The 15,276-nt window shown below is 39.8% G+C and carries 14 protein-coding genes; all 14 read right to left on the bottom strand.

Translation table 11 applies throughout. The annotated features are described in order from the left end of the window. Positions 1-2 precede the first annotated feature (2 nt). Positions 3-1,064 carry a glycosyltransferase family 4 protein gene (locus ACRCYW_RS03980; protein WP_438548870.1) on the bottom strand — a complete coding sequence of 354 codons (1,062 nt, stop codon included), beginning with the start codon at positions 1,062-1,064 and terminating at the stop codon, positions 3-5. Beyond that, positions 1,042-1,584 (bottom strand): hypothetical protein, encoded by a 543-nt coding sequence (locus ACRCYW_RS03975; protein ID WP_438548869.1) that lies wholly within the window; start codon positions 1,582-1,584, stop codon positions 1,042-1,044. Before ACRCYW_RS03975 ends, ACRCYW_RS03980 begins: the two co-directional genes overlap by 23 nt. A gap of 706 nt (positions 1,585-2,290) precedes the next feature. Continuing rightward, positions 2,291-3,439 carry a glycosyltransferase family 4 protein gene (locus tag ACRCYW_RS03970; RefSeq protein WP_438548868.1) on the bottom strand — a complete coding sequence of 383 codons (1,149 nt, stop codon included), beginning with the start codon at positions 3,437-3,439 and terminating at the stop codon, positions 2,291-2,293. Continuing rightward, positions 3,436-4,041, bottom strand: a complete 606-nt coding sequence (locus tag ACRCYW_RS03965) for an acyltransferase (RefSeq protein WP_438548867.1) — start codon at positions 4,039-4,041, stop codon at positions 3,436-3,438. Before ACRCYW_RS03965 ends, ACRCYW_RS03970 begins: the two co-directional genes overlap by 4 nt. Position 4,042: 1 nt before the next feature. Then, positions 4,043-4,870 (bottom strand): glycosyltransferase family 2 protein, encoded by an 828-nt coding sequence (locus ACRCYW_RS03960; RefSeq protein WP_438548866.1) that lies wholly within the window; start codon positions 4,868-4,870, stop codon positions 4,043-4,045. Then, on the bottom strand, positions 4,867-6,216 hold the full coding sequence (locus tag ACRCYW_RS03955) for a hypothetical protein (RefSeq protein WP_438548865.1): 1,350 nt from the start codon (positions 6,214-6,216) through the stop codon (positions 4,867-4,869). Before ACRCYW_RS03955 ends, ACRCYW_RS03960 begins: the two co-directional genes overlap by 4 nt. 533 nt (positions 6,217-6,749) lie before the next feature. Next, entirely contained in the window at positions 6,750-7,682 is a 933-nt protein-coding gene (locus tag ACRCYW_RS03950; RefSeq protein WP_438548864.1) for an NAD-dependent epimerase/dehydratase family protein, read from the bottom strand. Between the two features lie 2 nt (positions 7,683-7,684). Then, the gene (locus tag ACRCYW_RS03945; protein ID WP_438548863.1) at positions 7,685-9,388 is read right to left on the bottom strand and encodes a thiamine pyrophosphate-binding protein; all 1,704 of its coding nucleotides are present in this window, start codon (positions 9,386-9,388) and stop codon (positions 7,685-7,687) included. 55 nt (positions 9,389-9,443) lie between these two features. After that, positions 9,444-10,757 carry a lipopolysaccharide biosynthesis protein RfbH gene (rfbH, locus tag ACRCYW_RS03940; protein WP_438548862.1) on the bottom strand — a complete coding sequence of 438 codons (1,314 nt, stop codon included), beginning with the start codon at positions 10,755-10,757 and terminating at the stop codon, positions 9,444-9,446. A gap of 120 nt (positions 10,758-10,877) precedes the next feature. Then, a complete protein-coding gene (gene rfbG, locus ACRCYW_RS03935; protein ID WP_438549024.1) occupies positions 10,878-11,966 on the bottom strand; it encodes a CDP-glucose 4,6-dehydratase in 1,089 nt (362 codons plus the stop codon). Next, positions 11,957-12,730 carry a glucose-1-phosphate cytidylyltransferase gene (rfbF, locus tag ACRCYW_RS03930; RefSeq protein ID WP_438548861.1) on the bottom strand — a complete coding sequence of 258 codons (774 nt, stop codon included), beginning with the start codon at positions 12,728-12,730 and terminating at the stop codon, positions 11,957-11,959. Before rfbF ends, rfbG begins: the two co-directional genes overlap by 10 nt. A 12-nt stretch (positions 12,731-12,742) precedes the next feature. Beyond that, positions 12,743-13,714, bottom strand: coding sequence for an FAD-binding oxidoreductase (locus ACRCYW_RS03925; RefSeq protein ID WP_438548860.1), 972 nt, complete (start codon positions 13,712-13,714; stop codon positions 12,743-12,745). 3 nt (positions 13,715-13,717) lie between these two features. Beyond that, entirely contained in the window at positions 13,718-14,266 is a 549-nt protein-coding gene (gene rfbC, locus ACRCYW_RS03920; protein WP_438548859.1) for a dTDP-4-dehydrorhamnose 3,5-epimerase, read from the bottom strand. Between the two features lie 35 nt (positions 14,267-14,301). Further along, positions 14,302-15,183: a glucose-1-phosphate thymidylyltransferase RfbA gene (gene rfbA / locus ACRCYW_RS03915; protein WP_438548858.1), complete on the bottom strand. Its 882-nt coding sequence runs from the start codon at positions 15,181-15,183 to the stop codon at positions 14,302-14,304. Positions 15,184-15,276 lie beyond the last annotated feature (93 nt).

The raw sequence follows: 15,276 nt of genomic DNA, 5'->3' as shown, positions 1-15,276 counted from the left end.
TTTTATATTTTCTCAATCCATGAGCTTATCATATCTTGCATAACATCCGAAGTATATTTTTCAGCGCATGCTTGAGCGTAAAAAAGAGATGTATTATCGAGAGGTAATTTTTTTAATGCGAGAGTCCAGCTTACCCTTGAACTTGGATCAACATAAATTGCCGCATCACCTAAAATTTCATGAAATACTTTAATATCAGAGACAATCACAGGAGTAAGAGAAGACATAGCCTCAACAGGTGGAATTCCAAATCCTTCATCTAAGGAGGGATAAATTAATGCCGAAGCGGCACTATATAAATCAACCAAATCAGTAAACTCTATATTATGTCTAAATTCTACACATTCTGAAAGATTGTTTTCGACAACATATTTTTTTAGATCAGAAACATAAGCCGTCTCCCCACAAACGATTATCAGCTTAAACTTATCAATCCAGAGAGAATGTACTTTTAGGAATGAATCAATATTTTTATGATGCCAAGATGAGCCAACAGCAAGAAGAAAATGCTGCTTCTCTAACATAGGCTTAAACTCCTTTGCATTTATTGAATTAAAAATCACTGAAATCTTATTCATAGGGTATTTATAGCACTGTGATATTTTCTGCTTTACCGTCTGCGAAACGGTAATAACATGACAACAACGCTTCAAAGCAATCGGCAACAATACACGAAAAAAACACCTCTGAAGTAGTGAATCGGGATATTTATAAGGCCGTAGATCATGTATTGTTATAATCTGTTTTTTAATAATTGGTAAGGAATGATGAGTGGTTGAAACTATAACTTCACTACCTCCTCTACACATAATACGCAATGAAATAAAGAAACTGTATACGAACCAAAGCAAAGGTCTTATCTTTGAAATTTTAGAGGTATTGGAAACCAAATCAGGCACTCGTATTATTTCAACCCCAAACTTTGATAACTTCTCGACATTGCCTTCTGAACAAATAATTGCAGATAATAACTCTAGTTTCTTAAGCCCCTCAATAAAATTCAAAGAGTAATTCCACATACCTGTTCCTGAGCGACCTATTCTAGAAAGATTTACTATAAACATTTGATAGTCTCACAAAAAAAATCATACAGATAAAAATAAAAACAGCTAGTAATATATGTTCTATAAAAAGCCATCCAGTTCCAAGAGTGAGTAATTCTACTCCAGCAAGAAAAATAAATGGAACAAAGATATACGCCCCTCCATCTATTCTAAGCTGATTTCTGAACATTCCAACGAGGATGCCTTTAAAGAAAAACAAAATAGATATGATGATATGGGTTAAATATCCGAAATCCGCATAGTAAGAACCGAAGCCAAACGATGGCGCGCCTTGATTCAAATAAAATGCCTCAGGAAAATATATCTTAGCCAGCTCAAGATAACCAAAGTCATTAGGTTTATCAGGGAAAAGTGCTCGTGGGATTCGAGAATAAAACTCTGTTTCAATCAACAACCTCCCCATTTCGAAGTCAATGCTTTTCTCATAAAGCAATATAGCATTTCTTGTGTAATCGGAATATCCAGCCATTGCCAAAAACACTTGCGTAATTTCAATATTAAATGTCAACCAAAAAAACATAGACATCAATAATGCTATCAACGAAACAAATAAAATCACATACTTAAAATTATAAACTTTATTGCTAATGGAGCTTTTATACAATAAATATATTAAAAAAACAGATAGAATTGCCGTCTTTGAACCATGTAAGTATATTACAATTAAACTAAGTGAACATGAAATAATAATTATAAACTTGTATCGATTATAGCTATATAGACAAAACAGCAATGACAACAATGCCAATAAATTAGATGTGAAGAATGATAATCCGTAGCCAGTTCTTGTCAGTTCATATATTCGCCTGGGACTTGCCAAATAATCTTTAAATTCAATAATAATTGGCAAATACAATAGAAAACCAAGTAAAGATGACAATACCGCCAATACCATATAACACTGTGACAACCTATAGTCACTATATCGATTCATTATTCTTTGTTGGAATATAATTATTTTATTATTAATAGAGTATATATACCCTAAAACCAGTGCTACAACAGAAAATGAGTATAAAGAAAAAAAATAAAAATAAGCAGATAAATTTAGGTTTTTAGGTGTCAGGTACACATAAATAAACTCGAAAAAATAACACGTAGGAAAAAAAGTAAATAGTGCTGGAGTCATGAAATTGATAGAGTTTCTTTCGACTCGGGATACAATATAATACCCGCCTATCCATAACAAAGCTGAGAATACAATAACAAATAAAACACTTAAATTATTATTGTTCTCTATCACAACTCCCCCCCCCTAAAAATGCACTCAGATCAACTCTGTGCTCATCTTCCGAATGTTTAAATTGTCTACATATGGCTAAATATTGGGGGTCTGTAAGACAATTAAATAGGCACTCAACAATAGCCTCTACATCAAGTTGAAATAGAGCACTCTCATTTAGGTAATCAACCATGCCATCAGCGTTAGAAGCGACTATTGGAATATCTAAAGCTATGGCTTCTAACATTACTAATGGCACCCCTTCAAAATGCGAGGGTATAACCAGCAAGTTAGGCTCAACAGAAACCATCCACCATTTTTCAGCCCAACCATGGAAAATAAATGCATCACTCTCTTCTGTATTGTCATGGATAGATTTCTTAAGCGAATCTAAATCTGGGCCATCACCGACAAAGTGAAATTTCACTTTTTTACCAAAGCAGTTTTTATAATGCTGAAGCAATTTTACAAATGCCTCAGCCGCAATATCCTGGCCTTTTTGTGAAAAAACTACTCGGCCAACCACAAATATATTAAAAGTGTTGCTTTTAATTATACTATTAGACGTGCACTCTATTTCATTAACCCTCTCTGGCGTAATGAAATTCCTACAAATATTTACAACAGCAGTTTTATTATAACAAAGCAATTGCTCCTTAAATACCTCGGAAATGGTTATATAGTTACAGCACATTTTGTAATAAATTTTGGCGATAACTTCTCTAATATAAGAAAACTTTAACTTTAATCGTATAGCTGAATGAGCAAAGGGCATGTATGACACCAGCGATATATTTAACATCCGACTCCAAAAGATAAAATCCGCCCCTAGTTCAATACTTCCTTGAATCAAGTAAACATTTCTATCACTTGAATAAAACGCGGCACGCTGAAGAACATCAATCACAGTGATTGAATTTTTCACATGTAAAAAATGCGTTACAGGCTTCATTTTTGAGGTGTATCCAATATACTCCTCATAATTAATATTTGCTTTAAGCAAAGCATTCTTTAGTGAAATATTATCTTTGTTGATGTAAGCTAAAACAGAAACAGAGTGGCATGTCTTTAAACTATTTATAATTTCCATAGCCATTATTTCATGGCCGCCAAAGTAAACAGAAGGAAAAACGAAAGCAATTTTTTTGCTCATGACAGCACTCTCTCTCGGAGTAGCTTAGCTGGAGCACCAACCACTATCTGATTATCAAGAACATCATGTGTTACAACAGAACCCGCAGCAATGACACACCCTGAGCCAATCGTCACCCCAGGCAATATAATACTGCCAGCACCAATCCATGTATTATCACCTATTGAGACATTCCGTTTAACATTATCCCACTCATGCTCTATCATATTCCCCCCTGAATCTACCACATGGTTTGATGCTACAATGGTGACAAATTGAGCAATCATGCAATGTTTTCCAATATAAATATCCCCTCCCGCAGCACGAATATTAGTGTATTCATTGATTGATGTCCCTTCCCCAATCCGTAGTGACGAAGTAATACCATTCGCGGACTTCTCATCCGAAACAATAATAAGAGAACCATGACCAATACAAACTTTTGGTTCAAGTGTTAACTTATACCATGAGTCGACTTGAATGATTGCTGAGGATGAACAATGACACTTAAGCTCGAAAATTCTTGCCCTTAAGATTGCCGCTTTAAAATATATAATTATAGGTATAGCCAGCTGCACCATAATGTATATAAGTCTTGACACCAATAAAGAAACACTCTTCATATTAAAATACCCTTAACGTATGAAGCCATGACTTTATTTTAAGTATTGAACGCCTAAAAATAAACCTATGCTCTCTGCGATTATCATTGATAAATGTTAGCCACTCATGTGTTTGAAGCCCTTTTTTCCGAGCAATAGTTTCTGTATCAGTATTGGAATGTCGTCTATATAAAAAACCAGGCCGCTCAATATACACAAAATCACCCGCAGATTTTTTCAAAATATCGAACGCAAACTGCAGATCACTTAGCCAGCTAAATTTAGTTAGAAACCGAACCTCTCTAATAGCAATGACTCGAAGCATCGAATTACTTGGTCCACCCAACAAATTCTGAGCCTTTTCCATACATTTAAACATTATAGCCTCAGGGTTTACTCTGAGGACATTTCTTCCTGATTCATTCAAAAACGAATAATGAATTCCACTATTAAGATCTTCATTTGTGATCATCATGGAACAGGATACGATATCGACACTATCATCGCTATATAATATATCGACCTGCTGATTTATTATATTAGGTAGCAAAACATCATCAGATGATAATATTTTCAAGAAATCATAACCAAATTCTATTGCGTATTCTATGCATAAATTATGATTAGGAATAGCCCCAACATTAATATTATTGCAAATTAATGCTACTGATTCATGTTCATTTGCAATAGTTCTTACCACATTTACACTATCATCTGTGGATGCATTATCAAACACAACCACATCAATATTAAACCCAACTGATAGCTGCTGATTCAATGCACTAAAAATGGCATCTTTGATAAATGGTGCGTTATTGAAATTCGGTATCGCAATTAATATCTTTTTCATTTTAAAGCTACACCTTGGCGATATCTAATAAAAGTAAACAATACCCAAGGGAATGATATGAATGTTGTTACTATGCAATAATATAATATTGTCATACTGTCGCTATGCAGGCTGCCAATAAATACCAGCGATGATGTAACAATACCAGAAATCAGTGAGCAATTAACTAATGGCTCCTCTTTAAATGCTCGCATGTATAGTGCCATACAGAAAATCAAGTGGTTTATAATAGTCACGAAAGATAACATAGCAATAATGTCTAATGATGGCAAACGCTGTACTAGTGGAATTTCATGCACCCCTAATAGAATAACACAAAAATCAAACAACATAACCACAATCAAATTTACTAGAGAAGACCTGAAAACTAGTGCTCGGAAAATCTCATTAACAGTTGAAAAATCCTTTTGGGCGATCAATCGACTCATTGTCGGTATTTTGGCATTAACCCAACTCATTGAAATTGACAACATTGTGGAATAAATAGTCAATGCAAGGCCGACCTTTCCCGCGACATCCGCCCCTTGATTTTTGAACAAAAATGGGTTGAACAACTGGAAAATAAGATATCCACTAAACCAACTAATTGCTAACTTTGATTGCAAAGGCCGAATATCACGCCACCACGATACTTTATCAGAAATAAACTTGTGACTACATCGATATGTATAAAATGCTTCAGGATATGATAAAGAACTGAAAGTTCTAATTACCCAAAAGGTGCTAATTAAGGCTGCAATCCCACTGACGAGGGGCAGAGCATAAAGCCCACTATTAAAGAACAACGCAGATATAAATAAAGTATATCCAACTATAGATTGAATTAAACGTATTTTGGCAACTCTGGCAACATAACCGAATCCTTCCATAACAGAAAGATATGGGCTAAGAAAAAGACACACTGCAGTAAAGAAAGTTACAAGCCCCCATACAGGCAACCATTTATATATATCCAGTGCACTATCCCAAAAAAACATTAATCCAAGAGAGAACACAACTATAAAAAAAATGGATGATATATTTATATACCATTTTGGAATTGCTTCAATCAATGAACTAACTTTATATAAAGATTTAAAGTTTCCGTCTAGCGTTAAATTATTACACACCTTAACGCCTGCCATTTCATGACTTATTGTCTGCGTTATTACAAAGTTAAATCCGAGTTCAAAAAACACTTGTAACGCAATGAGGCTAGAGATCGTAAAATAATACCCTTGTTCATCAGGAGAAAGATACGTTGGTATGATGAACAGTAATATTGCGCCAGCCAAAATGGTCCAAACTCGGTATAATAATGTCACTCCGATATCTATATCTACACCCATTTTATTTAGAAGCTTCATCAATAAACCCAGTATTATAATGTAGTGAATTGTAAACAATAGCGATAAACGCACATAATGATGAACTGAATTTAAATGCATCCTATGAAGTTATACTTGATTGTACAATTTTCTATACAACACTATAACTCTTGAAAACACACTTACTCTAGATAAGCTCTATACCCAGATTGCACGTTGATACTATTCAGATAGTGGCAATGCTGAAAATGACCTAAGAGATATCCTCTTTGTCTTGAATAACAACAAACGAAATAACACTTTGACCGCGGCTACGCCAAATACAGTAAGATATAAACAACTTAACAGCTTAATTTAATATGAAAGTACAAAAACTCTTCATAAAAAGAGTCGATTAACATGGCATGACTCAGAAAAAATAACAATAATAGCATAATAAACATATACGAACTTTATTCATATCATTACATCAATACTACACTCCGAGAGATAACTTAATACATAATATATGCCACACAAGAAAATTTACCATTTGATAGCATATATGCGTAAAAATGTAAAAAGTGATATCGCTAGGTGCCCAGTATTGCAGATACTTCCATTACTATATTTTCTAAAGATGTATACTTAGGTATGAATCCAAACTCAACCAATTTATTATTTTTGCTAAAATAGTTAACTTTGTTTCCAGTGGCACAAATTACATCTGGATTGTCTAAAATACAGTATTGCAATCCAAACCTGTTTTTCATTTCTGCAAGCAGGTGGAATTTATCTATTTCACCTGCAGAATAACAGTCTACAGCCAAGTTCACTTTTGGAGAGGACAATATACAATCGATTATCTGCTTGAAATCCTCCGGATGTAAATAGTCTCTGACCATAACCTCTGCGCTAACTTCACATTTTTTATTGCTTTGTATTGCTCTTACCAAGTCAGATAAAAAAAATCTAGTTGATAGGTCTTGATTTCGACTGAAAAAGCTAAAAACTCTGATATCAACAATTGAAAGATAGTGTAAATCTCTGTGTTTTACTTCAGTAATGAATTTTGCGAGACTATATTTCTCGCTACTGACACTAGAGTTTATATTGAAGGTTGCCATTTTACTTGGTGTTGCAGGTTTAGAAAAATCATGACCGTAAACGGCACCACTACTTAAGAATAAGTATTTACAGCTTGGCCTATCCTTTAAGTAGCTAATTACTAAATCATCATAAAAAGATGTTATTGATAATATACTCCCCCCCATTTTCTTGGCCTTCGCAGGGTCTCCCACACCAATGAAGTTAATAATTGCATCATAATCACCATCCATAGGAAATAGATTTAAATCTAATGGAAAAATATCTATTCCTTCATAATTTATCTCATGAATAAACTTATTAACCTTTTCTACATCCCTTGCATAAAGATGGATTTCATGGTTTACCCCACAAATAACCCACTGCCTTAGTAATTCTTGGGCAATAAAACTTGTCGCACCCATTATAGCTATTTTCATCATTAACCTTTTGGTGGAAATTGTTTGTCAATCGGCTGACCAAATGCAAGGCGGGGGCGACACTCTCTCGCATCGCTCATCAATATTTCAATTAACATTGGTTCCGATTGCTCGGCAAACTTAGCTAACAATGTATTTAGCTCATCCATATAGGAAGTAGCAAACGACTTGATGTTGTACGCGCGCCCAATGTTGCAAAATGATGAACTATAACCATTCCAATATGTTGATTCATTTCTACCGTCAAAATACATCTCTTGGAATGCACGCACCATGCCTAATGACTCATTATTAAACACTATGGTTAACACCGGCAGTTGTTCGCGTGAAATAATATCCAGCTCTTGAATATTCATCTGAGCGCCACCATCACCGGTTAACGCAACCACAGGTAAACCATTAGCATAGGTCACACCAATCGCAGTTGGGATGGAAAAACCCATTGAGCCCAAGCCACCCGAGTGATGCAGCGCTTGCTCTTCGCCTAGCAAAATCGAGTGTGCGGCCCACATCTGGTTGTTGCCAACATCGGCAACATAATGAATCGGTTTATTTTTAAATGCACGTTCTAAACTCTTACAAACCTGAAAGGGGCTAACACTCCAATCTTGATACTCATCGACATAATTCTGCTGCCAGTGTTGCTGCAAAGATTCCGACCATGTTTTATCCATCTGTTGAACAGATGCAGGAACATTGATAAATGATGAAAAGAAACTTTCACAATCTGCATGAATATCAATATTTGCCTTCACTCTGTTGGCTAGTTGTTCTGCATCCAAATCAATTTGAATAATCTTGGCATTACGTGCAAAATCTTTAATATCCGCTCCAGTCTGCCGTACATCCATCCGGCTGCCTAACACTACTAACAGATCGCAGTGTTGAATGGCATAATTTGCCGTACGTGTGCCATAACTGCCAATCATGCCAAAGTAATTTGCTAGTGACTGACACTTCTCGCTACCTTTTAAACTTGAGACATGTGGAATCCCAACTTGAGCAACAGCCTTCTGCCAGCGTACAAAGTTATCACAATTAATGGCCCCCCCCCCAATTAAAAACAGCGGCTTTTTCGCTTGGCTCAACGCATCTAACACTGCAGAAAAATATGTTAAGTCAACTTGCTTTCCTACTGTTTCTACTGATTTATTAGTTAAATAATCAATCACATTATCCGGCAACTCGGCGCGCTGTAAATCCATTGGAATGTCTAACAGCACAGGGCCTGGGCGACCACTCTTGGCGATATCAATCGCCTGTTGCAGCATTGGAACAAGCTCATCGGCCGACTTAATTTGATAGGAGAATTTGGTAATGCTTTTTACAATACTAACAATATCTAATTCTTGAAAACCCTGCTGACGAATATTGCGGTCACCCTTCAATTCATTGGTATTAACTTGGCCAGTTAAAAAAATACATGGGTAATTATCCAACCAGCAATCAGCAATACCGGTAATTAAATTCGTCGCTCCTGGACCACTAGTACCCAAAGCCAAACCAATTTGGCTATTATTGGTTGCTCGCGCAACGCCCCCCGCAGCAAATGCCGCAGATTGCTCATGATGCAAAGAGACTAACTTAGTTTCACCAATTAAGTTAATGCTATCAACCAAGTGTGCAATCATGCCACCAATTAATTCAAAGCCATGAGTGACATTATTTGCACCCAGTACATGAGCAACTGCGTCTGATGCTTTCATTCAAAACCTCAAAATTAATAAGAGCCAGCTAATGCTGGCTCTAAAATAATTGCTATTAGAAGCTTACACCAAAAAACTCTTCAAACTTGGCAATCACATAATCCAGATGATCATGGGTCAGCCCCGGATAGATACCGATCCAGAAGGTCTGATTCATAACACGGTCAGTGTTGATCAGCTCGCCAACAACACGATATTCACGACCAGCGAAATAGGGTTGACGGGTCAGGTTGCCAGCAAACAGCAAGCGAGTGCCGATCTTGGCCTCGTCGAGGAACTTAATCAGCTCAACACGGCTGACGCCCGCAGTGTCTTTCAGAGTGATAGGGAAGCCAAACCAAGATGGCTCTGAATTATCGGTGGCTTCTGGCAGTTCGAGGACGTCGACGCAGTTGGCCAAGCCCGCCTTCAAATAGGCAAAGTTTGCCTTACGTTGCTCAACAAACTCTTCTACTCGCTCCAACTGAGCCAAGCCACAAGCCGCCTGCATATCGGTGATCTTGAGATTATACCCCAAATGGGAGTAAGTGTATTTATGATCATATCCTTCTGGCAAGGAACCCAGCTGTTGGCTAAAACGCTTGCCACAGGTGTTGTCACAACCTGGAGCACAGTAGCAGTCACGACCCCAATCTCGGAAGGACTCGATGATCTTCTTCAGTTCGCCTGACTTGGTGAATACCGCCCCACCCTCACCCATGGTGATATGGTGTGCTGGATAAAAGCTGACGGTGCCAATATCACCGAAGGTGCCAACCATTTTTCCATCGTAACGAGTACCTAGGGCATCACAGCAATCTTCAATGAGCCACAGGTTGTATTTATCGGCAATACGACGGACTTCGGCTAGGTTGAACGGGTTTCCCAAGGTATGGGCGACCATGATGGCTTTGGTTTTATCTGTTACAGCGGCTTCAATCAGCGCTGGGTCAATGTTATAGGTCGGGATGTCTACATCCACGAACACTGGGATCATGCCATTCTGGATGGTCGGGTTGACTGTGGTCGGGAAACCAGCAGCAACAGTGATCACTTCATCACCCGGTTTGAGTGCACGTTCACCCAGTTTATGGGAAGTCAGCGCAGTCAGGGCCAGCAGGTTGGCAGAAGAGCCTGAAGTGGTAGTCAGCACATGGGGAACGCCGATGTATTCACCAAGCTTCTTTTCGAAAGCATCGTTGAAACGGCCGGTGGTCAACCAGCCATCCAGCGAAGCCTCAACCATCAACTGCAGTTCACGGGCACCGATCACCTTTCCGGATGGCGGGACGACGCTGCTGCCAGCTACAAATGGCTTGGGAGCCATAGCTTGTTCAGCATACTGAGCTACCAGTTGGGAAATTTGTTCACGCAGAGCTTGTGCACTCATTTATCTCTTCCTGTTAAAAGTCTTGCCAATGCCATGTTCTGGCAATGGATCATTGTTCGTCAATCAAGGGGGCTGGATGTTACCTAGCTAAGTGGGGAAAGTCATCCAGACCGATAGGCATCACTGAGCAGCCATGTAGTCACGGATCTCACGCAAGGTCACCTCACGCATATCCTCACCTGCCAGCCAAGCCTTGTGCCACTTGATGATACGCCCAAGGGTAGTGACCAGATCCCAGCGTGGCTGCCAGCCCATCCGCAGCTTAGCCTTGGAGCAATCGAGCTTTAGGTAATGAGCCTCGTGAGGATGATCGGTACCATCGAGTTGCCAGCTGGCATTGCCGCCCCACAACTGCACCATCTTCTCGACGATAAACTGCACCGGCTGAGCATCGTTGTCATTGGGCCCGAAGTTCCACCCTTCTGCATAGGAACAACCATCGCGATAGAGATGCTGTGCAACCAGCAAATAGCCTGACAAGGGTTCAAGCACATGCTGCCACGGTCGGATTGAATGAGGATTGCGAATAACCACCGGCTGGTCGTTCTGGAAAGAACGTAGGATATCCGGGATCAAACGATCTTTGGCCCAATCACCGCCCCCGATTACATTACCAGCACGTACCGATGCCAAAGCCACGCCATGACGTGCATAGTCCTTCGGATTAAAGAATGAGTTGCGGTACGCAGATGCCACCAGCTCGGCACAGCCTTTGCTGTTGGAATAGGGATCATAACCACCCATGGCCTCATCTTCACGATATCCCCATACCCATTCGCGATTTTCATAACACTTGTCGCTAGTAATATTGACTACAGCCTTGACACCACCGACCGCTTTGATGGCTTCAAGCACATAGACGGTACCCATCACATTGGTGGAGTATGTCTCGATAGGATCATCATAAGAGAGTCGCACCAGAGGCTGGGCTGCCATATGGAATACGATCTCGGGTTTGAAATCGATCATGGCTTCACGCAGATGGAAGAAATCACGAATATCCCCATCTTCCGATAACAACCCCTGCCGAACCTTGGCTACCTCAAAGAGACTGGGTTCAGTAGGGGCAGGAAGGGAGTAGCCACGCACAATGGCCCCCATTTCCTCCAGCCACAACGCCAGCCAGCCGCCTTTAAAACCAGAGTGCCCGGTCATAAAGACCCGTTTGTTTTTCCAGAAATCAGGATCGATCACGGCCATTACTTCCATACTTTCCAAGGTGCTTTACCTTTTTCCCAAAGTCCTTCGAGGTAGTGCTTATCACGTAAGGTATCCATGGGTTGCCAGAAGCCACTGTGCTCATAAGACATCAGTTGTCCCTGTTCTGCCAGTGCCATCAGTGGCTCTTGCTCCCAAGTCGTCGCATCATTTTCAATCAAGTCAATAACTTTGGGACTTAATACAAAGAAGCCCCCATTGATCAAGGCACCATCACCTCTTGGTTTTTCCTTGAATGAGAGTACCTGATTATTCTGGATATCCAGTGCACCAAATCGGCCTGGCGGATAAGTAGCCATAAGTGTCGCCAACTTTCCGTGACTCATATGGAAGTCGATACTCGCTCCAATATCAACATCGGATACGCCATCTCCATAAGTAAACAGGAATGCTTCATCATCTTTCACATATTCAGCAACACGTTTGAGACGACCACCAGTCATGGATGCATCCCCTGTATCAACTAGGGTCACATTCCATGGCTCTGCACGTTTTTCATGCACCTCCATTCGGTTTTCTGCCATATGGAACGTGACATCAGACATGTGAAGGAAGTAGTTGGCAAAGTATTCTTTGATGACATACCCCTTATAACCACAGCAAATGATGAAATCATTGATACCGTGAGCGGAGTACATTTTCATGATATGCCAGAGGATTGGCTTACCACCAATTTCAACCATCGGCTTTGGTTTGACAACAGTTTCTTCACTCAGACGGGTGCCCAAGCCACCGGCAAGAATTACCGCTTTCATGTTTTCTCCCACTTATTTTGATACCGTAAAGGCATCAGAAAAAAATTGTTTCTCTGAAAGCCCAACATTGATGAAATCATTTTTTGCAGCTGTGATCATTTGAGGTGAACCACAAGCATAAACACAGAAATCAGACAAATTACAAAAATCTTGCAATACTGCTTGATGGACAAAGCCTGTTCGTCCATTCCACTCAACATCATTACCGGAGACAACTGGGATGAAGGTAATATTGTCATACTTATCTTCCCACTCAGAGGGAAGCTTTGAATAGAAGTCGATAGATTTATTCATTCCCCAATAGATATTTATATCTCTTTTTGAACTACTACTTATGAGCGCTTCAACCATAGCTTTAACCGGAGCGAATCCGGTACCACCAGCCAAGAAAATGATAGGGCGATCATCCTCTCTGATGAAGAATGTTCCAATCGGACCATCTATTCTCATCAATGTATCCGGCTTGATTCCAGCAAGAAGCAGATTACTCATCGCACCATTATTGATAAGGCGGACATGGAGTTCGATTCCATCTTTACTACTAGCGTTAGCAATGGAATAACTTCGAGTAATTCCTTGATAGCTGAGATTTATATATTGCCCTGGTAAATAATCAAATTTTGCAGTAGGGGGAAGCCTGAATTTCAAAATCAAGAATTCATTATCAATTTCTGCTAATGTCACCTTACATGGCACAGTTTTACGAGAGAGAGAGGCCAACTCAGGGTAGTATTCTGCCTCAATAGTTAGCTTTTCACAGGCGCTCTTACATTGGCACGTCAAAAAATTTTGCCCTGATGAAAATGAGCGGCTTTGCTCATCAATTACTTTACCCTCTATAATTTTTGACTCACACAACCCACAAGAGCCATTCTTACAACTATGTTCCAATATTATGCCAGCGCGAATAGCTGACTCAAGGACTGTTGTATTTTCAATCGCATCAAAATTAATATCTGATGGCTTTATAATAATGGATTTCATAATTCACTCAAAAATGACAGCATCTTTTAAACAGACACCTTGTAAATCTTTGGAGGAAAGCTGTGGTTTAAAATCAAGCGGCCATTCTATAGCAATATCTATATCGTTCCATCTTATGCTAGCTTCGCTTTGAGGGGAGTAATACGCGGTTGTCTTGTATAGAAACTCGGCAGTATCACTCAAGGTTACAAAACCATGAGCAAACCCTTCCGGAATCCAAAATTGACGCTTGTTTTCAGCTGATAAATTCACTCCAACCCACTGACCAAAGGTAGGGGAGCTTTTGCGGATATCAACAGCCACATCAAATACCTCGCCAGTGACACAGCGGACTAGTTTTCCTTGGGCATGTGGGGGTAATTGATAATGAAGCCCACGGAGTACTTCTCGACTAGATTTGGAATGATTATCTTGAACAAAGGTAACAGCTCTACCAACCACTGACTCAAATTGCTGCTGATTAAAGCTCTCGAAAAAAAAACCTCTTTCATCACCAAATACTTTTGGCTCAATGATAAAAAGATCGGGAATTTTTGTTCTAATGATGTTCATTATGTCAATCCAAATAGACAGGTAAACAATACAATTTATGAAATCTTAGTGATTAACTTGAGAAGATACTTTCCATATTCATTCTTTATCAGTGGTGTGGCTAATTTCCGGACTTGATCTGAATTGATAAATTTTTGACGATAAGCAATCTCCTCTGGGCAAGCCACTTTCAACCCCTGACGAGTCTCAATCGTTTGGATAAAATTACTCGCCTCAATCAGGCTTTCATGGGTACCGGTATCCAGCCAAGCGTAACCACGCCCCATCATGGCTACCGACAGATTGCCTTGCTCAAGGTAGATACGATTGACGTCGGTGATTTCCAGCTCGCCACGAGGTGACGGCTTCAGGCTTTTGGCAATCTCAACCACACTGTTATCGTAGAAATAAAGGCCAGTAACAGCATAATTGCTCTTGGGCTCCACTGGCTTTTCTTCCAGAGAAACTGCCGTCCCTGAATTGTCAAATTCCACAACCCCATAACGCTCTGGATCCTGCACATGGTAGGCAAAAACAGTCGCACCACTAGCCTTGATTGCAGCAGCTTCCAGCTGTTTTTGCAGGTCATGACCGTAGAAGATGTTGTCCCCCAGCACCAACGCACAAGAATCTGAACCGATAAACTCTTCCCCTAAAATAAACGCCTGGGCCAGGCCGTCCGGACTCGGCTGCACTTGGTATTGCAAATTCAAGCCCCATTGGCTGCCATCCCCCAACAACTGCTCAAAACGAGGTGTATCTTGCGGTGTGCTGATGATCAGGATATCGCGAATACCCGCCAGCATCAGAGTGCTCAACGGGTAATAGATCATCGGCTTGTCATAGATGGGCAGCAACTGCTTGCTGACTGCCATGGTGACGGGATAGAGACGGGTACCTGACCCACCAGCAAGAATAATGCCTTTACGTTTCGTCATAATGGTTAGTTCTTATATTGAAATTATATAACCCATCGAAATAAGTTTAACCAGCGGCCACTCACCTCGAGTTCATTCTGTTTGTAAGGACAG

Origin of the sequence: Aeromonas sp. (genome assembly GCF_051657805.1) — a bacterium.
GTDB lineage: Bacteria > Pseudomonadota > Gammaproteobacteria > Enterobacterales > Aeromonadaceae > Aeromonas.
The sequence above is the reverse complement of the archived record's forward strand: the minus strand, read 5'-3'. Positions and strand labels throughout refer to the sequence as shown.